The sequence below is a fragment of the Pseudomonas sp. S10E 269 genome (assembly GCF_002798465.1).
Taxonomy (GTDB): Bacteria; Pseudomonadota; Gammaproteobacteria; order Pseudomonadales; family Pseudomonadaceae; genus Aquipseudomonas; species Aquipseudomonas pergaminensis.
Genome location: NZ_PHIJ01000001.1, coordinates 4095853 through 4120454 on the forward strand (window position 1 = coordinate 4095853; position 24602 = coordinate 4120454).

21 protein-coding genes are annotated in these 24602 nt (G+C 59.6%); 20 read left to right on the forward strand and 1 reads right to left on the reverse strand.

The genetic code is table 11. From position 1 onward, the window contains the following. Nucleotides 1-70: 70 nt before the first annotated feature. On the reverse strand, nucleotides 71-862 hold the full coding sequence (gene phhA / locus CWC48_RS19105) for a phenylalanine 4-monooxygenase (protein WP_078049633.1): 792 nt from the start codon (nucleotides 860-862) through the stop codon (nucleotides 71-73). Nucleotides 863-1119: 257 nt separating this feature from the next. Here phhA and CWC48_RS19110 point away from each other — a divergent pair, with 257 nt between their 5' ends. The 20 genes from CWC48_RS19110 (at nucleotide 1120) to fliG (ending at nucleotide 24592) form a co-directional block, all read left to right on the forward strand. After that, a complete protein-coding gene (locus CWC48_RS19110) occupies nucleotides 1120-2682 on the forward strand; it encodes a sigma-54-dependent transcriptional regulator (RefSeq protein WP_078049632.1) in 1563 nt (520 codons plus the stop codon). 247 nt (nucleotides 2683-2929) lie between these two features. Beyond that, on the forward strand, nucleotides 2930-3670 hold the full coding sequence (locus CWC48_RS19115; protein ID WP_078049631.1) for a flagellar basal body rod protein FlgF: 741 nt from the start codon (nucleotides 2930-2932) through the stop codon (nucleotides 3668-3670). A 71-nt stretch (nucleotides 3671-3741) separates the two neighbouring features. Further along, entirely contained in the window at nucleotides 3742-4527 is a 786-nt protein-coding gene (flgG, locus tag CWC48_RS19120) for a flagellar basal-body rod protein FlgG (protein ID WP_094951600.1), read from the forward strand. Nucleotides 4528-4580: 53 nt separating this feature from the next. After that, nucleotides 4581-5276 (forward strand): flagellar basal body L-ring protein FlgH, encoded by a 696-nt coding sequence (flgH, locus tag CWC48_RS19125; RefSeq protein ID WP_028617341.1) that lies wholly within the window; start codon nucleotides 4581-4583, stop codon nucleotides 5274-5276. A 27-nt stretch (nucleotides 5277-5303) separates the two neighbouring features. Then, a complete protein-coding gene (locus CWC48_RS19130) occupies nucleotides 5304-6392 on the forward strand; it encodes a flagellar basal body P-ring protein FlgI (protein WP_177409549.1) in 1089 nt (362 codons plus the stop codon). Between the two features lie 4 nt (nucleotides 6393-6396). Beyond that, nucleotides 6397-7668 (forward strand): flagellar assembly peptidoglycan hydrolase FlgJ, encoded by a 1272-nt coding sequence (flgJ, locus tag CWC48_RS19135; protein ID WP_100492392.1) that lies wholly within the window; start codon nucleotides 6397-6399, stop codon nucleotides 7666-7668. 10 nt (nucleotides 7669-7678) lie between these two features. Beyond that, a complete protein-coding gene (gene flgK / locus CWC48_RS19140; protein WP_100492393.1) occupies nucleotides 7679-9733 on the forward strand; it encodes a flagellar hook-associated protein FlgK in 2055 nt (684 codons plus the stop codon). A 14-nt stretch (nucleotides 9734-9747) separates the two neighbouring features. Then, entirely contained in the window at nucleotides 9748-11361 is a 1614-nt protein-coding gene (locus tag CWC48_RS19145) for a flagellar hook-associated protein 3 (protein ID WP_100492394.1), read from the forward strand. A 275-nt stretch (nucleotides 11362-11636) separates the two neighbouring features. Further along, nucleotides 11637-12566: a ketoacyl-ACP synthase III gene (locus CWC48_RS19150; RefSeq protein ID WP_078049628.1), complete on the forward strand. Its 930-nt coding sequence runs from the start codon at nucleotides 11637-11639 to the stop codon at nucleotides 12564-12566. A 264-nt stretch (nucleotides 12567-12830) separates the two neighbouring features. Next, a complete protein-coding gene (locus CWC48_RS19155; RefSeq protein ID WP_100492395.1) occupies nucleotides 12831-14231 on the forward strand; it encodes a flagellin in 1401 nt (466 codons plus the stop codon). A gap of 75 nt (nucleotides 14232-14306) precedes the next feature. Next, nucleotides 14307-14660 carry a flagellar protein FlaG gene (locus tag CWC48_RS19160; protein ID WP_100492396.1) on the forward strand — a complete coding sequence of 118 codons (354 nt, stop codon included), beginning with the start codon at nucleotides 14307-14309 and terminating at the stop codon, nucleotides 14658-14660. 80 nt (nucleotides 14661-14740) lie between these two features. Next, the gene (gene fliD, locus CWC48_RS19165; RefSeq protein ID WP_033900746.1) at nucleotides 14741-16132 is read left to right on the forward strand and encodes a flagellar filament capping protein FliD; all 1392 of its coding nucleotides are present in this window, start codon (nucleotides 14741-14743) and stop codon (nucleotides 16130-16132) included. 113 nt (nucleotides 16133-16245) lie between these two features. After that, on the forward strand, nucleotides 16246-16650 hold the full coding sequence (gene fliS, locus CWC48_RS19170; protein WP_100492397.1) for a flagellar export chaperone FliS: 405 nt from the start codon (nucleotides 16246-16248) through the stop codon (nucleotides 16648-16650). A gap of 25 nt (nucleotides 16651-16675) precedes the next feature. Continuing rightward, nucleotides 16676-16972, forward strand: a complete 297-nt coding sequence (locus tag CWC48_RS19175) for a flagellar protein FliT (protein WP_078049623.1) — start codon at nucleotides 16676-16678, stop codon at nucleotides 16970-16972. A gap of 170 nt (nucleotides 16973-17142) precedes the next feature. Continuing rightward, a complete protein-coding gene (locus CWC48_RS19180; protein WP_033900748.1) occupies nucleotides 17143-18618 on the forward strand; it encodes a sigma-54 dependent transcriptional regulator in 1476 nt (491 codons plus the stop codon). A gap of 109 nt (nucleotides 18619-18727) precedes the next feature. Then, on the forward strand, nucleotides 18728-19939 hold the full coding sequence (locus CWC48_RS19185; protein WP_100492398.1) for a PAS domain-containing sensor histidine kinase: 1212 nt from the start codon (nucleotides 18728-18730) through the stop codon (nucleotides 19937-19939). A 7-nt stretch (nucleotides 19940-19946) separates the two neighbouring features. Next, nucleotides 19947-21323 (forward strand): sigma-54 dependent transcriptional regulator, encoded by a 1377-nt coding sequence (locus CWC48_RS19190; RefSeq protein ID WP_100492399.1) that lies wholly within the window; start codon nucleotides 19947-19949, stop codon nucleotides 21321-21323. A gap of 132 nt (nucleotides 21324-21455) precedes the next feature. Then, nucleotides 21456-21785 carry a flagellar hook-basal body complex protein FliE gene (gene fliE / locus CWC48_RS19195; RefSeq protein WP_015885194.1) on the forward strand — a complete coding sequence of 110 codons (330 nt, stop codon included), beginning with the start codon at nucleotides 21456-21458 and terminating at the stop codon, nucleotides 21783-21785. A gap of 16 nt (nucleotides 21786-21801) precedes the next feature. Next, entirely contained in the window at nucleotides 21802-23580 is a 1779-nt protein-coding gene (fliF, locus tag CWC48_RS19200; protein ID WP_078049621.1) for a flagellar basal-body MS-ring/collar protein FliF, read from the forward strand. Continuing rightward, entirely contained in the window at nucleotides 23573-24592 is a 1020-nt protein-coding gene (gene fliG, locus CWC48_RS19205; protein WP_010208743.1) for a flagellar motor switch protein FliG, read from the forward strand. Before fliF ends, fliG begins: the two co-directional genes overlap by 8 nt. Nucleotides 24593-24602: the final 10 nt, after the last annotated feature.

Consider the following 24602-nt stretch of genomic DNA (forward strand, 5'->3'; position numbering starts at 1 on the left):
AGGTCAGTAGCGTCACCCTAAAGCAACGCGGGGCCAGGGAACAGACTCACCTGGCCTCAAGATGTAAGGTTCAAGCCGCTTTGGGTTTGGGTGGAAACTTTGGAGCGTGAAGACCCAGCTGCATGCCGCGCTCGACCATGCCCATGATGTCTTCCTGGGCCACTTCGAACAGCCGCTTGAGGTTGGGCAGCACGAAGTACAAAGGTTGCAGAATGTCGATGCGATAGGGCGTGCGCATCGCCTCCAGCGGGTCGAACAGCTGATGTTCAGGCTCGGACGACAGGCTGTACACCGTCTCCTTGGGCGACGACAAAATGCCGCCACCGTAGATGCGCCGACCTTCGGGGGTGTCCACCAGGCCGAACTCGATGGTCATCCAATACAGGCGCGCCAGGTACACCCGCTGCTCCTTGCTGGCCGCCAGGCCGAGCTTGCCGTAGGTGTGGGTAAATTCGGCGAACCATGGGTTGGTCAGCAGCGGGCAGTGGCCAAAGATCTCGTGGAAAATGTCCGGCTCTTGCAGGTAGTCCAATTCTTCGCGGGTACGGATAAACGTTGCCACCGGAAATTGCTTGTTGGCGAGCAATTCGAAGAAGGTCTGGAAGGGGATCAGTGCTGGCACGCGGGCGACTTGCCATCCCGTGGTCTCGGCCAGCACTTTGTTGATTTCGCCCAGTTGCGGAATCCGGTCCATGGGCAGGCCGAGCTTATCGATGCCGTCCAGGTATTCCTGGCAGGCGCGACCCTCGATCACTTTCAACTGGCGAGTAATCAGGGTATTCCACACCGCGTGTTCTTCTGGCGGGTAGTGGATAAAACCTTGCGCGTCGGGCTCGCGGGCCACGTACTGCGTCTGCTTCATACGGCTCTCCTGCTAGGCATTCGTTCTTGTTATGTCCTGCGATGAGCTTATTGATAACCCGTGCGCGGCCGGATTCCACCCGTTTAAAACGGTGTTGCGTAGGAAAATTTACCATTTTCCGTAAAGTATTCGTTACGCTTGTGAGGCTGGCCGCTGCATTGGGCTGGGAAAAGCCTGAAAGCTGTCACATAATCTTGACGACTATCTGCGCCCAGCGAAAAAAAGACGCGGCGCCTCCCCAATTTTCGGGCCTCTTCATGCGTATCAAAGTGCACTGCCAGAACCGCATCGGCATCCTGCGGGACATCCTCAACCTGTTGGTGGAATACGGCGTCAACGTCGCCAAGGGCGAGGTCGGCGGTGAGCATGGCAATGCCATCTACCTGTTTTGCCCGAATCTGGTGAACATGCAGTTCCAGGCGCTGCGCCCGCAGTTCGAGGCGATTGCCGGGGTGTTCGGGGTCAAAAGGGTAGGGCTGATGCCCAGTGAGCGTCGGCATATGGAGCTCAATGCACTGCTCGGCGCGCTGGAGTTCCCGGTACTGTCCATCGATATGGGCGGCTCTATCGTCGCCGCCAACCGCGCGGCGGCGCAGTTGCTCGGGGTGCGGGTGGATGAGGTGCCGGGGATTCCGTTGTCGCGCTACGCCGAGGACTTCGACTTGCCGGAGCTGGTGCGCGCCAGTAAATCGCGGATCAACGGGCTGCGGGTCAAGGTCAAGGGCGACGTGTTCCTGGCGGACATCGCGCCGCTGCAATCGTCCGAGCATGATGACAGCGAGGCCATGGCCGGCGCCGTGTTGACCCTGCACCGCGCCGACCGCGTGGGTGAGCGCATCTACAACGTGCGTAAGCAGGAGTTGCGTGGCTTTGACAGCATCTTCCAAAGCTCCAAAGTCATGGCCGCCGTGGTGCGCGAAGCCCGGCGCATGGCGCCGCTGGATGCGCCTCTATTAATAGAAGGCGAAACCGGCACCGGCAAGGAACTGCTGGCGCGCGCCTGTCACTTGGCCAGCCCGCGTGGGCAATCGCCGTTGATGGCGCTTAATTGCGCGGGCTTGCCAGAGTCGATGGCCGAGACCGAGCTGTTCGGCTACGGTCCCGGCGCGTTCGAAGGCGCACGGGCCGAAGGCAAGTTGGGGCTATTGGAACTGACGGCGGGCGGTACGCTGTTTCTCGATGGTGTCGGGGAGATGAGCGCGCGGCTACAGGTGAAGTTGCTGCGTTTTTTGCAGGATGGATGCTTCCGACGTGTAGGCAGTGATGAAGAGGTGTACCTGGACGTGCGCGTGATCTGCGCGACCCAGGTGGACTTGTCCGAGCTGTGTGCCCGTGGCGAATTCCGCCAGGACCTCTACCACCGCCTCAATGTGTTGTCCCTGCATATCCCGCCGCTGCGCGAATGCCTTGACGGCCTGGGGCCTTTGGTCGAGCACTTTCTCGACCAGGCCAGCCGGCAAATCGGCTGCCCGCTGCCGAAGCTGGCTCCCGCCGCGATGGATCGCCTGAGTCACTACCACTGGCCAGGCAACGTGCGGCAGCTGGAAAACGTGCTGTTCCAGGCGGTGTCGTTGTGCGACGGCGGTATGGTCAAGGTTGAGCATATCCGCTTGCCCGATTATGGCGTGCGTCAGCCGCTTGGCGACTTCTCCCTGGAAGGTGGCCTGGAAGACATCGTCGGGCGGTTTGAGAAAGCGGTGTTGGAAGCCTTGTACGCCGAGCATTCCAGCAGCCGGCAGTTGGGTAAGCGACTGGGGGTATCCCACACCACCATCGCCAATAAACTGCGCGATTACGAAATCCTGAAGAGCGATAAATAACCCAAGGTGGGAGGGGGCAAGCCCCCTCCCACATTTGATCTTTGTCGTTTTCAAGGACGGCGTTTGCCGCAGGCGGCAGTAGTCCGCCGTTTTTTCGACTCGCGCTCAACCCGGCATTCCTCACGCCTCGCCGCAAACCCCCGCCCCGCCTGCACTTCTCGTTCTTTTCAAAAGTTGGTTCGCAAATTGCTTAAGCCTCATCAGTACAGCGGTGGGCGGCAAGCGTCCGTCAGAAAGAGGAAAGAGCGTGGACAAGTACCTTTATGTGGCAATGACCGGCGCCAGCCAGAATGCTCTGGCGCAGAAGGCCCATGCCAACAACCTGGCGAACATTTCCACCAACGGTTTTCAACGTGACCTGGAACAGGCGCGTTCGATGCCGGTGTTCGGTGACAGCTTTCCGGCGCGGGCGTTTGCCATGACCGAGCGCCCAGCCACCGACTTCACCCCTGGCGCCATGATCGAAACCGGTCGGGACCTGGACGTGGCCATCAACGGCAATGGCTGGATGGCCGTGCAGACCCCGGATGGCAGCGAAGCCTACGTGCGCAGCGCGAGCATGAACGTCGACGCATTGGGCGTGCTGCGTGCCGGCAACGGCATGCCGATCATGGGCAACGGTGGTCCGATTGCCGTGCCGCCACAGCAGAAAATCGAAGTGGGTTCCGACGGCACCATCAGCATCCGCGCCATGGGCGAAGGCCCGCGGGTGATGGCTGAAGTGGACCGCATCAAGCTGGTCCAGCCGGACCTGAAGAACATGAACAAAGGCTTGGACGGCACCATCCACACCAAGGATGGCCAGCCAGCCCAGGCTGACGCGAACGTTACGCTGACCTCGGGTTTCCTGCAGGCGAGCAACGTCAATGCCGTGGAAGAAATGACCGCGGTGCTGGCGCTTTCCAAGCAGTTCGAGCTGCACATCAAGATGATGAACAGCGCCAAGGAAGACGACCAGGCCATGACGCGCGTCATGCAGATGAGCTGATCGCCGCGTCACTGACCCACTACTAATTTTGCAGCGCAGCGCCAACAAACAGGCGCACGAAGGAGAACAGCATGCTTCCGGCTCTATGGGTTGCCAAAACAGGCCTGTCCGCCCAGGACACCAACCTGACCACCATTTCCAACAACTTGGCCAACGTGTCGACCACGGGCTTCAAACGTGACCGTGCCGAGTTCCAGGACTTGCTCTATCAGATCAAGAAGCAGCCGGGCGCCCAGTCGACCCAGGACAGCGAACTGCCGTCGGGCCTGCAATTGGGTACCGGTGTGCAGATCGTCGGCACCCAGAAGAACTTCAGCGCCGGTAACCTGCAGCAGACCGGCCAGCCGCTGGACATGGCCATCAACGGCCGTGGCTTCTTCCAGATCCTGCAACCGGATGGCACCACTTCCTACACCCGTGACGGTACGTTCCACTTGGACTCCAATGGCCAGATCGTCACCGCCAACGGGTTTGCCCTGGAACCGGCCGTGGTCGTCCCCGCCGACGCCAAGACCTTCACCGTCGGCAACGACGGCACCGTGTCCATCACCGTGGCCGGCAGCCCGGCGTCGCAAGTGATCGGCAACCTGCAAACCGCCGACTTCATCAACCCGGCCGGCCTGCAGGCGATGGGCAACAACCTGTTCCTGGAAACCGCCTCCAGCGGCGCGCCGCAGATCGGCACCCCTGGCCTGAATGGTTTCGGCACCACGCTGCAAAGCACCCTGGAAACTTCCAACGTGAGCACCGTTGAGGAGATGGTCAACATGATCACCACCCAGCGCGCCTACGAGATGAACTCCAAGGTGATTTCCACCGCCGACCAGATGCTTTCGTTCGTAACGCAGAATCTGTAATCAAGTCTATGAGGCGCTCTTGAGGGCGCCTGCAACACCGTGAGGTAAGGGTCATGAATCGCTATGTTTCTGTTCTGGCATTGAGTGGGATTGCCGTGCTCGCGGGCTGTGTCGCCCCGACGCCAAAACCCAATGACCCGTACTACGCGCCGGTGTTGCCACGCACGCCGTTGCCGGCGGCTGCCAATAATGGCTCGATCTACCAGGCCGGTTTCGAACAGAACCTGTACAGCGACCGTAAGGCGTTCCGGGTCGGTGACATCATCACCATCACCCTGAACGAGCGCACCCAGGCCAGCAAGAACGCTAACTCGCAGATCGGCAAGACCAGCAAGGCCAACCTCGGCCTGACCTCGTTGTTCGGCGCGGTGCCCAACACCAATAATCCATTGGGTGACGGCGACCTCAGCCTCAGCGCCGGCTACAGCGGCGATCGTGCCACCAACGGCAAGAGCGCGGCAGGGCAGGGCAACAGCCTGACCGGTTCGATCACGGTGACCGTGGCCGACGTATTGCCCAACGGCATCATCGCCGTGCGCGGTGAAAAGTGGATGACCCTTAACACCGGCGATGAGCTGGTGCGCATTGCCGGCATGGTCCGCGCCGATGACATCTCCACCGACAACACCGTGCCGTCCACACGGATTGCCGATGCGCGCATTACCTACTCGGGTACGGGTTCGTTTGCTGATGCGAGTCAGCCGGGCTGGTTCGACCGTTTCTTCCTTAGCCCGCTGTTCCCTTTCTAGGTGGCCACTTTGAACTTCAAACAGCTGATGGCGGCCGCACTCCTGCTTTCCTTGAGCGCTGTCGCCCAGGCCGAACGCCTGAAGGACATCGCCAGCATTTCCGGCGTGCGTTCCAACCAGTTGATCGGCTATGGCCTGGTGGTGGGGCTCAACGGTACGGGTGACCAGACCACCCAGACCCCGTTCACCCTGCAGACCTTCAACAACATGCTCTCGCAGTTCGGCATCAAGGTGCCGGCGGGGTCGGGCAACGTGCAGCTGAAAAACGTCGCGGCAGTGTCGATCAGCGCCGACCTGCCGGCGTTCTCCAAACCGGGTCAGATGGTGGACATCACCGTGTCGTCCATTGGTAACTCGAAAAGCCTGCGCGGCGGCACCTTGCTGATGACGCCGCTCAAGGGTATCGACGGCAACGTCTACGCCATCGCCCAGGGCAACCTGGTGGTCGGCGGGTTCGACGCCGAAGGTCGCGACGGTTCGAAGATCACCGTCAACGTGCCGTCGGCCGGGCGTATCCCGGGCGGCGCCACGGTTGAACGTACCGTGCCAAGTGGTTTCAACCAGGGCAACAGCCTGACCCTGAACCTCAACCGCTCCGACTTCACCACCGCCAAGCGCGTGGTCGACAAGATCAACGACATGCTCGGCCCGGGCGTGGCCCAGGCCATCGACGGCGGCTCGATCCGTGTGACGGCGCCGCTGGACCCGAGCCAGCGCGTCGATTACCTGTCGATCCTGGAAAACCTTGAAGTCGACCCTGGCCAGGCCGTGGCCAAAGTCATCATCAACTCGCGCACCGGCACCATCGTGATCGGCCAGAACGTCAAGGTCTCGCCTGCGGCCGTGACCCACGGCAGCCTGACCGTGACCATCACCGAAGACCCGATCGTCAGCCAGCCTGGCCCGTTGTCCAACGGCCAGACGGCGGTGGTGCCGCGTTCGCGGGTGAATGCCCAGCAAGAAGCCAAGCCGATGTTCAAGTTCGGCCCTGGCACTACCCTGGACGAGATTGTCCGCGCGGTGAACCAGGTGGGCGCAGCGCCTGGCGACTTGATGGCGATCCTCGAAGCATTGAAACAGGCCGGCGCCTTGCAAGCCGACCTGATCGTGATCTGAGGCCATGGTCATGGATATGCGCAAGAGCGGGATCAGCAGCACGGCGGATTCGGGGTCTTACTCCGACCTGAACCGGCTTAACCAGCTCAAGGTCGGTGCCGACAAGAACAGCGAAGGCAACATGCGCAAGGTCGCGCAGGAGTTCGAATCGCTGTTCTTGAGCGAGATGCTCAAGTCCATGCGTTCGGCTACCGAGGCGCTGGGTAAAGACAACCCGATGAACACGCCGGCCGCCAAGCAATACCAGGAAATGTACGACCAGCAGCTGGCCGTCTCGATGTCCCGCGAGGGCGGTGGTATCGGCCTGGCCGACGTGCTGATGCGCCAGATGCAGAAGAACAAGCCGGTGGAGGCCCAGGCCGCCACCTTGCAGGGCCCGGCAGGTACCACGCCTGAGAAGAAAGTCGATGTGCCGACCGAGATTGCGGCCGGCACCCAGGCCGAAGGGCCGCTGGGCCGCTCCAATGGCCAGCGTCCGTTGTGGGCGTACCGAGTGGCTGAGCCGCAGGCCGGCGCCGCGGCGTCCCACAGCAACGACATGGAGCTGATGAACCAGCGTCGCATCGCCTTGCCGAGCAAGCTGACCGATCGCCTGCTGGCCGGCATCGTGCCGAACGCGCCCGTTGCTATCGATGCCAAAAGCGCGCCGCTGCGTAACAGCGTGGCCGATGACAACGTGATCAACAGCAGCGCGCGCACCTTCGCCGTGCCGAGCGGGCGCATGCAGGTCTACGGTCGCGCCGTGGCCCAGCCACCCTTGGCGCCGGCGAAGAAGGCCTTCAGCTCACAGGATGAATTTGTCGCCACCATGTTGCCGATGGCCAAGGCGGCCGCCGCGCGCATCGGTGTCGATCCGAAGTACCTGGTGGCCCAGGCCGCCCTGGAAACCGGTTGGGGTAAATCGGTGATGCGCGCCGAAGACGGCAGCAGCAGCCACAACCTGTTCGGCATCAAGGCCGGCCAGAGTTGGCAGGGCGGCCAGGCACGTGCGATCACCAGCGAGTTCCGGGATGGGGCGATGGTCAAGGAAACGGCGCAGTTCCGTTCCTACGCCTCATACCAGGACAGCTTCCACGACCTGGTGACCTTGCTGCAAAGCAATGATCGCTATAAAGAAGTCATCAAATCGGCCGACAACCCGGAACAGTTTGTACGCGAGTTGCAGAAAGCCGGTTACGCCACCGACCCGGCCTATGCCAGCAAGATTTCGCAGATCGCCAAAACGATGGACAGTTACCAGAATTACGCTGCCGCTGGCGCAACCACACATTTATAAGGTCTGAACCATGAGTTTGCTCAGTATCGGGATGTCAGGGCTCAATGCCTCTCAAGGATCGCTGTCGGTCTTGAGTAATAACATTGCCAACGCCAATACTCCGGGTTATTCGCGTCAGCAGACCACCCAGAACGCCAGTGCGGCCAACCAGTACGGTGGTGTGTACATCGGCAGCGGTACCACCCTGGCCGATGTGCGCCGGGTGTATAACGAGTTCCTCGACGCGGCCTACCAGAACAGCACCTCGCTCAACAGCGATGCCAAGGCTTACCTCGACCAGGTCAGCGCTGTCGACAAGACCCTGTCGGACAAGACCACCGGTATGTCGGCTGTGCTCAGTGAGTTCTTCTCGGCCGTGCAGACTGCCTCGGCCAACCCGAGCGATGTCTCGGCCCGCCAGGTGTTGATCACCAAGGCGCAGGCGCTGAGCAATCGCTTCAACTCGATCTCTACACAGTTGGGCCAGCAGAAAGAAACCATCAACAGCCAGCTGTCGTCGATGAGTGACCAGGTCAACAAGCTGACGTCGTCCATTGCCTCGCTCAACAAGCAGATCGCCCAGGTGCAGGGTTCGTCGAACACGGCCCCGGCCAACCTGCTGGACGCGCGTGCCGAAGCCGTGCGTTCGCTGAACGAATTGGTCGGCGTGACCGCCACCGAGAAGAATGGCATCTTCAGCGTCAGCACCGGTTCCGGCCAGTCGCTGGTATTGGGTGACCAGTTCAACACCATCTCCGCCGTACCGAGCAAGAACGACACCAGCCAGTTCACCATCCAGCTCAACGTGGGCGGCGGTGAGTCGCTCGATCTGGGCAACGTGCTCAGCGGCGGTAGCATCGGTGGTCTGTTGCGTTATCGCAGCGATGTCCTGATGCCTGCCATCAATGACCTGGGGCGCATCGCCATCGCCACCGCAGACACCATCAACAACCAGTTGGGCCAGGGCCTGGACCTCAACGGCCAGTTCGGCAGCTCGCTGTTCAAGGACATCAACAGCGCCGCGGCCATTGCCCAGCGCAGCCAGGCTTCGGGTGGCAACAGCGCGGGTTCCGGCAACCTGAACGTGTCGATCAAGGACAGCAGCAAGCTGACCAATTTCGATTACAAGGTCACCTTCAACGACAGCGCCAACCCGAACAACGTCACCGTGGTGCGTTCCGATGGCAAGGCCATGGGGACGTTTGACGTCACCGCCACGCCACCGGCCGTGATCGATGGTTTCACGTTGGCGCTCGACGGCAAGGGGCCGATGGCTACCGGGGACAGCTTCAAGGTCAGCCCGACCGCCAATGGTGCCAAGGACATTGGCACCGTGATGACGGATCCGAACAAGATCGCTTTTGCCGCGCCACTATCCGGGCAGGCCAGTAAGACCAACGAAGGTACCGGCACGTTTACCCCGCCGACCCTGACGGTGCCTTTGGATATCCAGGGCGGCGCCGCCACTGCCCAGTTGCGCACGGGGATTGAACATTCGATGCCGGTGAAGATGGTATTCGGCAAGCCGGCAGCCGACGGCACCCAGCCGTACACACTCAATGATGCCCAGGGCAACCCGATCGGCACCGGCAGCATTGTTCCGGGGCAGGGCAACAAGGTCACGATCAACGTGCCGATGCGCGATGCCAACGGTGCCCTGGTGGTGCCGGCCAAGAGCTTCAGTTTCGACACCACGGTGGGCGGTTCGCCGGCCAACGGCGACAGCACGACGTTCTCGTTCAATGCCTCCGGCAAGTCCGACAATCGCAACGCTCAGCAACTGATCAACCTGCAGACCAAGGCGACTGTAGGCACGGCGGCCGATGGCAGCGGCGGCACCAGCCTGGTGGGGGCCAACAGCAAGTTGGTCTCGACGGTCGGCGCCAAGGCCGCTTCGGCCGGTACCGACAGCACGGCCACCGGGGCGCTGCTGACCGCCAACAAGAATGCGCGCAACTCGGTCTCCCAGGTCAACCTGGATGAAGAGGCGGGCGACATGATCAAGTTTCAGCAGTACTACACCGCGTCGTCGCAGATTATCAAAGCTGCGCAAGAAACCTTCAGCACACTGATCAATGCCCTTTAAAGGAGTCTGGGACGATGCGTATTTCTACACAGCAGTATTTTGAAACCAGCTCCGCCAAGTACACGGAGAACTACTCCGGTGTGGTTAAGGCTCAGGATCAGGCGAGTTCCGGCGTACGCGTGCAAACTGCTGCGGATGATCCGGTTGCAGCGGCGCGCCTGCTGATGTTGCAGCAGCAGAAGGACATGCTGGGTCAGTTCAATGGCAACATCACCAGCTTGAAAAACTCGCTGACAAACGAGCAAAGTGTGCTTGATGCAATCAACGACGCCATGCAGCGCGCCAGTGAGTTGGCGCTCCGTGCGGGCGGTTCAGTCAGTGACGCCGATCGCAAGTCCATTGCCAGTGAAGTCGGTGCCATCGAGGATCAGGTATTAGGTCTGCTCAACAGCAAGGACTCGTCTGGCAACTATATATTTTCCGGGTCAACGACTCAGACACCGCCGTATTCTCGTAACAGCGATGGTACTTACAGTTATCAAGGCGACGAAACGCCCTTGAGCCTGCAAGTGTCTGACACCCTGAACGTCGCTGCAGGTGACACCGGTAAAAATGTCCTGGAAGGTGCGGTCAACTCTGGGCGTACGCAAGCCAAGTGGATTCAGCCGGCTACTGTCCCGCCGGCTCCGCCAGCGGTCAATGACAACAAGGTTTCGCTGTCCGCTGGGTTGGTCACCTCGGGCACTGACTACACCCGCAAATTTGCTGATGGCCAACCCTACAAGCTGACCTTTACCAGCAGTACCCAGTACAAGGTGTCGGACAAAGATGGCAACGATGTCACATCTGAAATTCCCGGCAACGGCACATTCGACTCCACCAAAGAGGGCAGTTCCACTGTTGCGCTGCGTGGTGTGAAGTTTGAAATCTCCTTGAACCTCAAAGGTGTCACGCCTGGTGCGGAATCTGATGCGTTGGTCAAGGATCGTGCCTTTACCCTGGAGACCAAGCCGGATACCTTCAGTGTTTCACGAACCCCGAGCAACCTCTCAACCGTCCAGTTGACAGGTGCCCGAGTCAGTAGTCAGGCAGACTATGCCAGCACTTTCCCTAATAGCGGTGCGGTGATCAAATTCACCAGTTCCACCGCCTATGAAGTGTATGCCCAGCCCTACACAACCAACAGCAAGGCGATTGCCAGCGGTGACACCGGAGGGGCGACCACCGTTACTGCAGCCGGCATCACGTTTGATATAAGTGGCGGCACTCCTCTAGGAACGCCGTCTGCCGGCGATCAGTTCGCTGTGGGGGCCAGCACCAAAAAAACACAGAGTGCCTTGGATACCCTCAGCCAATTGCGCCAGGCCCTGGAAGAGCCGGCGGACGGTAACCCGGCTGCACAAGTCAAGCTCAAGGACACTCTGGATGCTTCTTTGAGCAACCTTGCCAACTCCCGCACACAATTGGATAACGTGCGCGGCTCCATCGGTGCGCGCATGAACGCACTGGATATCCAATCTGCGGAAAACACCAGTATTGGCACGGCCAACAAGAGCACCATGAGCGACCTGGCCAACATCGACATGGGCGAAGCAGCGATCAACCTGGCATTGCAGCAAACCATGCTCCAAGCCTCTCAGCTGGCTTTTGTGAAAATCGCCCAGTTGAGCCTCTTCAACAAGATGTAAGTGGCACTACATCAAGCGGCCCGCCCTGGAAACAGGGCGGGCCGTTGTCGTTTCTGGGATTTAATTGTTTGAAGGTTTTGCATAAAGCACACAAAATTGAGTGACCTGTGAGTCATAAAGCGCATCTTCACTGTATCGTGTGAAAAGGATAAGTCGTCACAGGGTCCTTGCGAGGCGGCTTTCAGCGAGATTTTTATGGGGTTATCCCCTTTATTGTCAGCACTCCGGGCGTGGCCCAGGGGTGTTCTCCAGCTATTTAGTATTGGGAAGCCACAATGATTGGCATAAAAAGCATCGCCAGTTACGTGCCGGCAGACGGGATCGATAACTACGCCCAGGGTGCCAAATTCGCCAAGGATGAAGAATTCATCATTGGCAAGATCGGCTCGGCGTTCCTGCCGCGCAAGGATGCCGCGCAGGAAACCTCCGATCTGTGTGTCGAGGCGGTCAACGCTTTGTTTGCCAATAACCCGGATTTGAAGCGCGAGTCCATCGATGCGCTGATCGTCGTCACCCAGAACGGTGATGAAGAAGGGCTGCCGCACACGGCCGCCATCGTCCAGGACAAGCTCGGCTTGCCGACCCACGTCGCGGCCTTTGATATTTCCCTGGGCTGCTCCGGCTACGTCTACGGGATCTACGCAATGAAGGGCTTCATGGAAGCTGCCGGCCTGAAAAACGGCCTGCTGATCACTGCCGACCCGTATTCGAAGATCGTCGACCCGGAAGATCGCAACACCACCATGCTGTTCGGCGATGCCGCCACCGCCACCTGGATGGGCGAAGACGCGTCTTGGTTGCTGGGCAAATCCAAATTTGGCACCGACGGTTCCGGTGCGCCGCACCTGAAGGTCAGCGACGGCGTGTTCTTCATGAACGGTCGCCAGGTCTTCAACTTCGCCTTGCTCAAGGTGCCGGCGCACTTGCACGAGTTGCTCGATGAGTCGCAGCTCAAGGCGGACGAGATCGATGCCTTCTGCATTCACCAGGGCAGTGCGGCGATTGTCGATGCCGTGGCGCGACGTTTTGAAGATGCGCCGGTGGACAAGTTCATCAAGGACATGGTCGAGACCGGCAACACCGTGTCGTCGAGCATTCCGTTGCTGCTGGAAAAGCACGTGATGGACGCCACCTGGAAGCGGGTGGCTATCAGCGGTTTTGGTGTGGGCCTGTCGTGGGGCTCGGCAATTCTCTATCGCCCTTGATGCCTTGATAGCGTCCACAAAAAACGCCGATGATCGAAAGATCATCGGCGTTTTTTATTTGGCGCCAAAAAACCCAATGAAATCGGGCTTTGGAGCTCGCGTAAACCCTTGAATTGCAAGGGGTGGCACGACGCCAGCAAAAAAAACAAAAAAAATCCTCAAGCAACCGGCTACCACGACGATAACTATTACGTAGGTTCTCAGGCCACACCCGGCGGTTGCCAGGGCCGGAAGCCGCAGTATCCATCCAACGAGGATTTCGTCATGGCTTTAACAGTAAACACCAACATTGCTTCGATCACTACTCAGGGCAACCTGAACAAAGCTGGCGGCTCCCTGGCCACTTCCATGCAGCGCCTGTCTTCCGGTCTGCGTATCAACAGCGCCAAAGATGATGCTGCCGGCCTGCAGATCTCCAACCGCCTGACCAGCCAAATCAACGGTCTGGGTCAAGCAGTTAAAAACGCCAACGATGGTATCTCCATCGCGCAGACCGCTGAAGGCGCAATGCAGGCTTCGACCGACATTCTGCAAAAAATGCGTACCCTGGCTCTGTCCTCGGCAACCGGCTCCCTGAGCCCTGACGACCGTAAGTCGAACAACGACGAATACCAGGCCCTGACTTCGGAACTGACCCGTATCGCCCAGACCACTACTTTCGGTGGCCAGAAGCTGCTGGACGGTTCGTACGGTACCAAAGCTATTCAGGTTGGCGCCAACGCTAACGAAACCATCAACCTGAGCCTGGACAACGTTGCAGCGAACAACATCGGTTCGCAGCAAATCAAGTCCGGCACCATCCTGGCTGTAGCTGGCAAAATCACCGTGACCGGTAACGGTCAAACCGCAGACGTTGACGTTGCTGCCAACGCTTCGGCTAAAGACATCGCCAAAGGCATGAACGGCGCGATCGGTGGCCTGACCGCTACTGCCAGCACTGAAGCTCAGTTCAAGGTCGACAAGACTGCCGCTACTGCTGCTCCTGCTACTTTCACCATGGATGTGGGTGGCCAGAAGGTCGACTTCATCGGTGTTACCAGCAACGCCAACCTGGCTGACCAACTGAAGTCCAACGCTGCCAAGCTTGGCATCAGCGTTAGCTACGATCAGTCCAAAGATGTACTGACTGTAAAATCCGACTCGGGTGAGAACATCGCGTTCAGCGCTGTGACTGCTGGTGCTTCGGTGACTGTCGCTACCAAAGATGGTTCGGGCAAGTTCGGTGCCGACGTGGCGGTTGCCAACGCCGTGATCGCTACTGGTGCTGTCAACCTGGATTCGGCCAGCGGCTATTCGCTGACCGGCACAAGCGCCGCCGGTGTGTTCGGTGCCGTTACCGCATCGACCAAAACCAGCGTTGCTCAGACTGACGTCACCAGCTCTACCAACGCTCAGAATGCCCTGGCTGTTATCGACAAAGCCATCGGCACCATCGACGGCGTGCGTTCCGGTCTGGGTGCTACCCAGAACCGTCTGACCACTACTGTAGATAACCTGCAGAACATTCAGAAGAACTCCACCGCTGCACGTTCCACTGTTCAGGACGTCGACTTCGCTGCTGAAACCGCCGAACTGACTAAGCAACAAACTCTGCAGTCGGCTTCCACTGCGATCCTGTCGCAGGCTAACCAACTGCCATCCGCTGTACTGAAACTGCTTCAGTAATCAGCGCGCTTGGTAACTGACGGAAGGGCGCGTTTACGTGCCCTTTCGTCTTTTCAGTTGTAGAGGAGATTGGACATGGACATGAGTGTGAAGTTGAACCAGTCTTATCCACCGGTTGCACCTCAGAGTGCAGTGGCACATGTCATTGCGGCTGACAAAGAGAAGGCAAAAGTAGGGGCGGTAGCACCATCTGGAGGCGAGCCTGAGCGAGCCGATCTGGAAAAAGCGGTGACCGACATACGCGAATTCGTACAAGCGGCCCAGCGTAAACTGGATTTTACCATTGATGATTCCACCCATCGGGTTGTGGTCAAGGTCATTGCCACTGAAAGCGGTGAAGTGATCCGCCAGATACCCTCGGAAACAGCATTGAAACTGGCTCAGAGCTTGTCCAGTGCAAGCCATGTGTTGTTTGATGACAAAGCCTGAGCTGGCATGAAACTTGTTGCTGTCGAGGCTTGAAGTGTTGTTAGTCAAGAAAACGGCAGCCACCGATTAGGAGAAAGATGATGGCGGGTTCAACGGTTAGCGGTATTGGTTCGAATATCGATACGCAAGCGATTGTGAAGTCCTTGGTGGACTCCGAGAGAGCACCCAAGCAGACTCAGATCAATACCCAAACGCAGAAAGCGACCACCACGCTGTCTTCGATCGGCAAAATTCAGGCTGCTCTGGATGCTTTCCGCGGCGCTCTAGACACAATGACCAATAGTGCCAGCTTTACTGGTCTTACCGGCTCATCTTCGGATGAAAAGGTCGCCACCATGAAGGCGAGTAATACTGCCTCCAACGGTAGTTTCAGGCTGGTAGTCGATAACCTGGCAGTGGCTTCCAAGTTGTCAAGCAAGACGTTTGCAGCGGGCCCTCAATCGGTCGTCAATGCAAGTGATCAGGCGACAACGCTGACGATCACGCAGTCGGGCAAGAAGTTCGATGTGAGTGTGCCGCCAGGAGCGACCCTGCAACAAGTGCGTGATTCCATCAACACTCAATTCGCGACGGCAGGCTTGAGTGCCAACGTCCTGACTGACTCCAGTGGCTCGCGTCTGATCTTGACGTCCACCACCATGGGGGTTGGGTCGGACCTGACATTGTCCGGTAATTCCGGCCTGGACGTCGGCTCCACGGTGGTTGATACGCCAAAAGACGCCAAATACAGCATCGACGGTATTCCAGCGACGTCCAAGACCAACGACATCTCCGATGCGTTAAGTGGTGTAAGCATCAAATTGCTCTCGCCGTCTCCGTTCCCGACAACCGGTGATACAAGCAAACCTATTGCTACGCTGATCACGGTGAGTACTAACACTGCGACACTCAAGTCTGGGGTCAAAGGGTTTGTCGACACCTACAATGCCTTGCTGACGGCGATGACGGCAGAGACTAAAGTTACGAAAAACCCGGATGGCACAACCACGGCGTCAACACTCACCGGCGATTCGACGATGCGTACCCTGCAGACAGCGCTGCGCAATGAATTCAATTCGCTGGGAGGGACTGGGGCGTTGAAATCCCTGGCTCAATTTGGCATCAGTACCAACTCGACCACTGGCCAGTTGGTGATGGATGACAAAAAGTGGGACGCTGCCATGGTCAATAACGCAGCCGATATCAACAGTATCTTCACTGGCAAGACCGGCCTGCTCGCTCGCCTGAAGACGGCAACCGATGATTACGCCAAGCCTGCAACGGGTATTCTTGCTACTCGTTCGACGAGCTTGTCCGACAGTCTGAAAGACTTGGTGACCCAGCAGTCGGCTTTGGATGAGCGGATGACTGCTTTGCAAAAGAGTTTGCAAGACAAGTACAACGCCATGGACACCCTGGTTGCGCAAATTCGCCAGCAAAGTAACAACATCCTTGGGACGCTCAACGCTTTGAACAACCAGAAGAACAATTGATATTGCTCCGGAGTCATTAGCATCGCTTAGAGAGCCACCTAAAGCTTTTTATGCTCCGGACGACATATTGGTAACAGAAAACTTTTTCGATATGCCTGTCACGAGGTAGATACATGAATCCCATGAGAGCCCTTCGCCAATACCAGAAGGTCAATTCCCATGCCCAGATCTCTGAGGCTAGTCCGCATCGCCTGGTGCAAATGCTGATGGAAGGCGGCCTTGACCGCATGGCGCAGGCTAAAGGTGCATTGGCTCGTGGAGATGTTGCGCAGAAGGGCCTGATGCTTGGCAAAGCTGTGGACATTATTATTGGCTTGCGCGACGGACTGGATGCCGAAAAAAGCGAAAACCCAGCCTATGTCCAGCAACTGGAAAGTCTGTACGCGTACATGACCAACCGTTTGATGGAAGCCAATTTGCACAACGACGCCGACATGATCGACGAAGTCGCGCGTTTGCTGATCACCGTGAAAGAAGGCTGGGATGCCATCGGCGCGCCACAGACCGCCGCACAATAAGGCCATCGGCCTTGAGGAACACGTCATGAGCCAAGCATTGCAACGCATTGATGAAACCCGTGAGGCGCTGATCGGCGCGCTGGCGGACCGTAACTGGGACGCCATTGGCGAACTGGACCTGGGCTGTCGTCATGTCATCGACGAGGTGCTCAGTGAAGCGCCGGTCGATGAGGATGCGTTGCGTGAAAAGCTTGAGAGCCTGCTGGCGGTGTACCAGCAATTGCTTGAGGTGACGACTGGCGAGCGCCAGGCGATTTTCGAAGAGATGTCGCAGATCAACCAAGCTAAAAACGCGTCAAAGGTTTACCATCTGTTCGGCTGAATGGGCTCAGTTAGTCCGAACGGCGCGTCATATATTTGACTGTGCCAGCATTTTTGACTTAACTAGTGCTGTTTTCAGATTTCAGACGTCTAGTAAGGTACAAAGTCTTACAGGCGTCTCGATTGCCCTCACATCGGGGCAGGAAGTTTTACTAGGGAAGTTGCTATTGCATGTGGCGTGAAACCAAAATTCTGCTGATTGATGACGATAGCGTCCGCCGCCGCGATTTAGCGGTGATTTTGAATTTTCTTGGCGAAGAAAATTTGCCCTGCGGCAGCCATGACTGGCAGCAGGCGGTCAGCTCATTGTCATCGAGCCGTGAAGTCATTTGTGTGCTGATCGGGACGGTGAACGCTCCTGGTGCTGTTTTGGGCTTGTTAAAGACACTGTCCACCTGGGATGAGTTCCTTCCCGTGTTGCTAATGGGCGATATTTCTTCTGTCGACCTGCCGGAAGACCAGCGCCGCCGAGTGCTTTCCACCCTGGAAATGCCCCCCAGCTACAGCAAATTGCTTGATTCCCTGCACCGTGCCCAGGTCTATCGCGAGATGTATGACCAGGCCCGCGAGCGCGGTCGTCACCGCGAGCCCAACCTGTTCCGCAGCCTGGTCGGTACCAGTCGTGCCATCCAGCACGTGCGCCAGATGATGCAGCAAGTGGCCGATACCGACGCCAGTGTGCTGATCCTCGGTGAGTCCGGCACTGGCAAGGAAGTGGTCGCGCGCAACCTGCACTATCACTCCAAGCGCCGCGACGGGCCCTTTGTGCCGGTCAACTGCGGGGCGATTCCGGCAGAGCTGCTTGAAAGCGAATTGTTCGGCCACGAGAAGGGCGCCTTTACCGGGGCGATCACCAGCCGTGCCGGGCGTTTTGAGCTGGCCAACGGCGGCACCCTGTTCCTCGACGAGATCGGCGACATGCCGCTGCCGATGCAGGTCAAGCTGCTGCGCGTGTTGCAGGAGCGTACGTTCGAGCGCGTGGGCAGTAACAAGACCCAGAGCGTCGACGTGCGCATCATCGCGGCGACCCACAAGAACCTCGAGAGCATGATCGAGGTCGGCAGCTTCCGCGAAGACCTGTACTACCGCCTCAACGTATTCCCGATCGAGATGGCCCCGCTGCGTGAGCGCGTGGAAGACATCCCGTTGCTGATGAACGAGCTGATCTCGCGCATGGAGCACGAAAAGCGCGGTTCGATCCGCTTCAATTCCGCCGCGATCATGTCCTTGTGCCGCCACGGCTGGCCGGGCAACGTGCGCGAGCTGGCCAACCTGGTGGAGCGCATGGCGATCATGCACCCCTACGGTGTGATCGGCGTGGTCGAGCTGCCGAAGAAATTCCGCTACGTCGACGACGAAGACGAGCAACTGGTCGACAGCCTGCGCAGCGACATGGAAGAGCGGGTGGCCATCAACGGCCATACCCCGGACTTCGGTTCGACCGCCATGCTGCCGCCCGAAGGCCTGGACCTGAAGGACTACCTCGGCAACCTCGAACAGGGTCTGATCCAACAAGCCCTGGACGACGCCAACGGCATCGTCGCCCGTGCCGCCGAGCGCCTGCGCATTCGTCGAACCACCCTGGTGGAGAAGATGCGCAAGTACGGCATGAGCCGCAAAGAAGGTGACGAACAGGCGGATGATTGACGCCTGTTTTTTAAATCACTGAAACTTCAGTGGTTTTTTTTCGGCACGGGTATTGCTACAGCCCTCGCAACGTTCCGTTTAACTGACGGTCAGCCAGCGAGAGAGCATGATGCCCCACGCCGCCCAACACGCTTCCAGTCCTGCCATTGCAGGGCTGGTTCCCTCTGTAGAACAGCAAAGCCGCCAAGGCCTGGAACAGGCTTTTTCGCTGTTCAACCAGATGTCCAGTCAATTGACCGACTCCTACAGCCTGCTCGAAGCCCGTGTGTCCGAGCTTAAAGGCGAGTTGGCCGTGGTCAGTGCCCAGCGCATGGAAGAGTTGGCCGAGAAGGAACGCCTGGCCAACCGTCTGCAAAACCTGCTGTCGCTGCTGCCCGGTGGCGTGATTGTCATCGACGAAGAAGGCCGCGTGCGCGAAGCCAACCCGGCGGCCTGCGACATGCTGGGCCTGCCGCTGGAAGGCGAACTGTGGCGGCATGTCATCACCCGCTGCTTTGCGCCGCGTGAAGACGACGGTCACGAAATTTCCCTGAAAGACGGCCGCCGTTTGTCCATCGCCACCCGTTCCCTGGACGCGGAGCCGGGCCAGTTGGTGTTGCTCAATGACCTGACTGAAACCCGTCACCTGCAAGACCAGTTGGCGCGGCACGAGCGTCTGTCGTCGCTGGGGCGCATGGTCGCTTCTCTGGCGCATCAGATCCGCACGCCGCTGTCGGCGGCGCTGATCTACGCCAGTCATTTGACTGACGAACAATTGCCTGCCGCCACCCACCAGCGGTTTGCCGGGCGGCTCAAGGAGCGCCTGCACGAGTTGGAGCATCAGGTGCGCGACATGCTGGTGTTTGCCCGTGGCGAATTGCCGCTGACCGACCGCATCACGCCGGCCGAGTTGATGCAGGCCCTGCAAGCGGCGGCCGCCACCCATATTCAAGACGTGCACGTGCGTTGGCAGTGCGACAGCCACCTTGGTGAACTGCTGTGCAACCGTGACACCCTCGTCGGCTCGCTGCTCAACCTGATCGAAAACGCCACCCAGGCCAGCGGCCCAGGGGCGCGGCTCAAGGTGCACCTGTACAACCGCGAGCAAAACCTGCGCCTGTGCATCAGCGACAGCGGCAGCGGTATCGAGCCCGCCGTGTTGCAGCGTCTGGGCGAACCTTTTTTCACCACCAAGACCAACGGCACCGGCCTGGGCCTGACCGTGGTCAAGGCAGTGGCACGTGCTCATCAGGGAGAATTGCAATTGCACTCCCGGGTTGGGCGGGGCACCTGTGCATTGATGACCTTGCCGCTGTTTTCATGCGCGGCAAGCGCGGAGTAGGAAGGCTATGGCAATCAAGGTTCTGTTGGTGGAAGACGATCGCGCCCTGCGTGAAGCATTGGCTGACACGCTGCTGTTGGCGGGCCATGACTACCGGGCGGTCGGTTCTGCCGAAGACGCCTTGGAGGCGGTGGAGCAGGAGTCCTTCAGCCTGGTGGTCAGCGATGTGAACATGCCCGGCATGGACGGGCACCAGTTGCTCGGCCTGCTGCGTGCGCGTCAGCCGCAGTTGCCGGTATTGCTGATGACTGCCCATGGTGCCGTCGAGCGTGCGGTCGATGCCATGCGCCAGGGTGCGGCGGATTACCTGGTAAAACCCTTCGAACCCAAAGCCTTGATCGAGCTGGTTGCACGGCATGCCCTGGGTGTAATCCCGGCCACTGACGGCGAGGGTCCGATTGCCTTCGAACCGGCCAGTGCGCAATTGCTGGAGCTGGCGGCCCGCGTGGCGCGCAGCGATTCCACTGTGTTGATTTCCGGCGAGTCCGGCACCGGTAAGGAAGTGCTGGCGCGCTACATCCATCAGCAATCGACCCGCGCCAAGCAGCCGTTTATCGCCATCAACTGCGCGGCGATCCCCGACAACATGCTCGAAGCCACGCTGTTCGGTCACGAAAAAGGCTCCTTTACCGGCGCCATCGCGGCCCAGGCGGGCAAGTTCGAGCAGGCTGACGGCGGCACCATTCTGCTCGATGAAATTTCGGAAATGCCCCTGGGCCTGCAAGCCAAGTTGCTGCGGGTGCTGCAGGAGCGTGAAGTGGAGCGCGTCGGCGCCCGCAAGCCGATCCAGCTGGATATTCGTGTGGTTGCTACGACTAACCGTGACTTGGCGGGCGAAGTGGCGGCGGGGCGTTTTCGCGAAGACCTGTTCTACCGTCTGTCGGTATTCCCCCTGGCCTGGCGCCCGTTGCGCGAACGCCCGGCGGACATCATCCCGCTGGCCGAGCGCCTGCTGAACAACCACGTCAAAAAAATGAAGCACGCCCAGGCGCGGCTGTCGGCTGAGGCCCAGGCCTGCCTGATCGCCTACCCGTGGCCGGGTAATGTGCGGGAGCTCGACAACGCCATCCAGCGTGCGCTGATCCTGCAGCAGGGCGGCCTGATCCAGCCCCAGGATTTCTGCCTGGCCATGGGCAGCGGGGCCGCGCCGCTGCCAACCTTGGCGCCGGCGCCCGTGGTGGCAGACACCGAAACCGCCGGTGCGCTGGGCGACGACCTGCGTCGCCGCGAATTCCAGATGATCATCGACACCCTGCGCGCCGAGCGTGGCCGTCGCAAAGAGGCCGCCGAGCGCCTGGGCATCAGCCCGCGCACCTTGCGCTACAAGCTGGCGCAGATGCGTGACGCGGGGATGGATGTCGAGGCGTATCTGTTCGCCACCTGATTAGTATCGAGGCCGACAAGGTTTGTCGCCTTTTCTTACGAGTTGAACCAGAGCTGGCACCCTTGTTGCTACCTCCCCTAGTAAGTGCGGCGTAGCGTCAAAAAAAATGCGGGTTGTCGGAGAGAGAAGTTCATGAGCCAGGGTATTGAGTTCAATCGGTTGATGTTGGATATGCGCTCCATGCAAATGGATGCCATGGCTCAACCGAAATCCGTCGCGCCAGCGCCGGAATTGGGCCAAAGCAGCTTCGCCGACATGCTCGGCCAGGCCATCAACAAAGTCAGTGACACCCAGCAAGCTTCCAGCCAGTTGGCCAACGCGTTCGAGATCGGCAAGAGCGGCGTGGACCTCACCGACGTGATGGTCGCCTCGCAAAAGGCCAGCGTTTCGTTCCAGGCGTTGACCCAGGTGCGTAACAAGCTGGTTCAGGCTTACCAAGACATCATGCAGATGCCGGTTTAAGGACGAGATTTAAGTCATGGCAGAAGCAGTCGTGGACAACGTACCCGCCAAGGCAGACGGCAAACCGCCGCTGTTTGGCCTGTCGTTCCTGGAAAACCTCTCCGAAATGACCATGTTGCGTCAGGTGGGCCTGATGGTCGGCCTGGCTGCCAGCGTGGCGATTGGTTTTGCCGTGGTGCTGTGGTCGCAGCAACCCGATTACCGGCCGCTGTATGGCAGCCTGGCGGGCATGGATTCCAAGCAGATCATGGAAACCCTGGCCGCCGCCGACATCGCCTACACCGTAGAGCCCAACTCCGGGGCGCTGCTGGTCAAGGCCGACGATGTGGCCCGTGCGCGCATGAAACTCGCCGCCGCCGGCGTAACCCCGTCCGACAGCAACATCGGTTTTGAGATCCTCGACAAGGACCAGGGCCTGGGTACCAGCCAGTTCATGGAAGCCACCCGCTACCGTCGTGGCCTGGAAGGCGAACTGGCACGCACCATCTCCAGCCTGAACAACGTCAAGGGTGCCCGCGTGCACCTGGCCATTCCGAAAAGCTCGGTGTTTGTGCGCGACGAGCGCAAGCCAAGTGCCTCGGTCTTGGTAGAACTGTTTGCGGGCCGCTCCCTGGAGCCTGGCCAGGTCCTGGCGATCGTCAACCTGGTCGCCACCAGCGTGCCTGAACTGAGCAAATCGCAGATCACCGTGGTGGACCAGAAGGGCAACCTGCTGTCCGACCAGGCGGAAAATTCCGCGTTGACCCAGGCCGGCAAGCAGTTCGACTACAGCCGCCGCGTCGAAAGCATGCTTACCCAGCGTGTACACAACATTCTGCAACCGGTGCTCGGCAACGACCGCTACAAGGCGGAAGTGTCCGCAGACGTGGACTTCAGTGCCGTAGAGTCGACCTCCGAGCAATTCAACCCAGACCAGCCTGCCTTGCGCAGCGAGCAGTCCACCAGCGAACAACGCACCGCCGCCAATGGCCCGCCGCAAGGTGTGCCAGGCGCATTGAGCAATCAGCCACCGGCCCCGGCCTCTGCGCCGCAGACCACCGGTGGCGCTACCGCCAGCGCTGGCGCGATTCAGCCAGGCCAGCCACTGCTGGATGCCAACGGCCAGCAGATCATGGACCCGGCCACCGGCCAGCCGATGCTCGCCCCGTACCCGGCGGACAAGCGTAACCAGTCCACCAAGAACTTCGAGCTCGACCGTTCCATCAGCCACACCAAGCAGCAACAAGGCCGCGTCAATCGCCTGTCGGTGTCGGTGGTGGTGGATGACCAGGTCAAGGTCAATGCCGCGGATGGCGCCGTCACCCGTGCTCCTTGGAGCGCCGACGAATTGGCGCGCTTCACGCGCCTGGTGCAGGACGCCGTCGGTTTCGACGCGAGCCGTGGTGACAGTGTCAGCGTGATCAATATGCCGTTCTCCGCCGAGCGTGGCGAAGTGATCGCCGAGCCGGCGTTCTACTCGCAGCCGTGGTTCTGGGACATCGTCAAGCAAGTACTGGGTGTGTTGTTTATCCTGGTACTGGTGTTCGGCGTGCTGCGCCCGGTGCTCAACAACATCACCGGCAACGGCAAGAAACAGCTTGCCCTGGCAGGCGGCGACGTCGAGTTGGGTGGCATGGGCGGCCTGGACGGCGAACTGGCCAACGACCGCGTCAGCCTCGGTGGCCCGCAAAGTATCCTGTTGCCAAGCCCGAGCGAAGGCTATGACGCTCAGCTGAATGCAATCAAGAGTCTGGTGGCAGAAGACCCGGGCCGTGTGGCCCAGGTCGTGAAAGAGTGGATCAACGCAGATGAGTGATAATCGAGCCGCTGTTGCCAAGCTCACCAAGGTCGACAAAGCCGCAGTCCTGCTGCTGTCCCTGGGTGAAACCGACGCCGCCCAAGTGCTGCGCCACATGGGCCCCAAAGAGGTTCAACGGGTGGGCGTGGCCATGGCGCAGATGCGCAATGTGCACCGCGAGCAAGTCGAGCAGGTGATGAGCGAGTTCGTCGAGATCGTCGGCGACCAGACCAGCCTGGGCGTCGGCTCCGACAGCTACATCCGCAAGATGCTCACCTCGGCCCTGGGCGAAGACAAAGCCAACGGCCTGATCGACCGCATCCTGCTCGGTGGCAACACCAGCGGCCTCGACAGCCTGAAATGGATGGAGCCGCGTGCCGTTGCCGACGTGATCCGCTACGAACACCCGCAGATCCAGGCGATCGTGGTGGCCTACCTTGACCCGGACCAGGCCGGTGAAGTGCTCGGCCACTTCGACCATAAAGTGCGCCTGGATATCATCCTGCGCGTGTCGTCGCTGAACACCGTGCAACCGGCGGCGCTTAAAGAACTCAACACGATCCTGGAGAAGCAGTTCTCTGGCAACTCGAATGCCTCGCGTACCACCCTGGGCGGTATCAAGCGCGCGGCCGACATCATGAACTTCCTCGACAGCTCGGTCGAAGGCCAGTTGATGGACTCGATCCGCGAGATCGACGACACCCTGTCCGGCCAGATCGAAGACCTCATGTTCGTGTTCAACAACCTCTCCGATGTCGACGACCGTGGCATCCAGGCGTTGCTGCGCGAAGTGTCCTCGGACGTGCTGGTGCTGGCCCTCAAGGGCTCGGACGAAAACGTCAAAGAGAAGATCTTCAAGAACATGTCCAAGCGTGCCTCGGAACTGTTGCGCGACGACCTGGAGGCCAAAGGCCCGGTGCGCGTCAGCGACGTGGAAACCGCGCAGAAAGAAATCCTCACCATTGCCCGCCGTATGGCCGAAGCCGGAGAAATCGTTCTCGGCGGGAAGGGCGGCGAAGAAATGATCTAAGGCGCCTTTC

Bases quoted from the DNA above. Each gene is read 5' to 3' on its own strand.
- CWC48_RS19180 (WP_033900748.1), top strand. From the start codon at position 17,143: ATGTGGCGTGAAACCAAAATTCTGCTGATTGATGACGATAGCGTCCGC.
- flgJ (WP_100492392.1), top strand. From the start codon at position 6,397: ATGGTCATGGATATGCGCAAGAGCGGGATCAGCAGCACGGCGGATTCG.
- flgH (WP_028617341.1), top strand. From the start codon at position 4,581: ATGAATCGCTATGTTTCTGTTCTGGCATTGAGTGGGATTGCCGTGCTC.
- CWC48_RS19155 (WP_100492395.1), top strand. From the start codon at position 12,831: ATGGCTTTAACAGTAAACACCAACATTGCTTCGATCACTACTCAGGGC.
- fliG (WP_010208743.1), top strand. From the start codon at position 23,573: ATGAGTGATAATCGAGCCGCTGTTGCCAAGCTCACCAAGGTCGACAAA.
- CWC48_RS19110 (WP_078049632.1), top strand. From the start codon at position 1,120: ATGCGTATCAAAGTGCACTGCCAGAACCGCATCGGCATCCTGCGGGAC.
- flgK (WP_100492393.1), top strand. From the start codon at position 7,679: ATGAGTTTGCTCAGTATCGGGATGTCAGGGCTCAATGCCTCTCAAGGA.
- CWC48_RS19175 (WP_078049623.1), top strand. From the start codon at position 16,676: ATGAGCCAAGCATTGCAACGCATTGATGAAACCCGTGAGGCGCTGATC.
- CWC48_RS19190 (WP_100492399.1), top strand. From the start codon at position 19,947: ATGGCAATCAAGGTTCTGTTGGTGGAAGACGATCGCGCCCTGCGTGAA.
- flgG (WP_094951600.1), top strand. From the start codon at position 3,742: ATGCTTCCGGCTCTATGGGTTGCCAAAACAGGCCTGTCCGCCCAGGAC.
- CWC48_RS19130 (WP_177409549.1), top strand. From the start codon at position 5,304: ATGGCGGCCGCACTCCTGCTTTCCTTGAGCGCTGTCGCCCAGGCCGAA.
- CWC48_RS19150 (WP_078049628.1), top strand. From the start codon at position 11,637: ATGATTGGCATAAAAAGCATCGCCAGTTACGTGCCGGCAGACGGGATC.
- fliD (WP_033900746.1), top strand. From the start codon at position 14,741: ATGGCGGGTTCAACGGTTAGCGGTATTGGTTCGAATATCGATACGCAA.
- CWC48_RS19145 (WP_100492394.1), top strand. From the start codon at position 9,748: ATGCGTATTTCTACACAGCAGTATTTTGAAACCAGCTCCGCCAAGTAC.
- CWC48_RS19160 (WP_100492396.1), top strand. From the start codon at position 14,307: ATGGACATGAGTGTGAAGTTGAACCAGTCTTATCCACCGGTTGCACCT.
- fliF (WP_078049621.1), top strand. From the start codon at position 21,802: ATGGCAGAAGCAGTCGTGGACAACGTACCCGCCAAGGCAGACGGCAAA.
- phhA (WP_078049633.1), bottom strand. From the start codon at position 862: ATGAAGCAGACGCAGTACGTGGCCCGCGAGCCCGACGCGCAAGGTTTT.
- fliS (WP_100492397.1), top strand. From the start codon at position 16,246: ATGAATCCCATGAGAGCCCTTCGCCAATACCAGAAGGTCAATTCCCAT.
- CWC48_RS19185 (WP_100492398.1), top strand. From the start codon at position 18,728: ATGCCCCACGCCGCCCAACACGCTTCCAGTCCTGCCATTGCAGGGCTG.
- fliE (WP_015885194.1), top strand. From the start codon at position 21,456: ATGAGCCAGGGTATTGAGTTCAATCGGTTGATGTTGGATATGCGCTCC.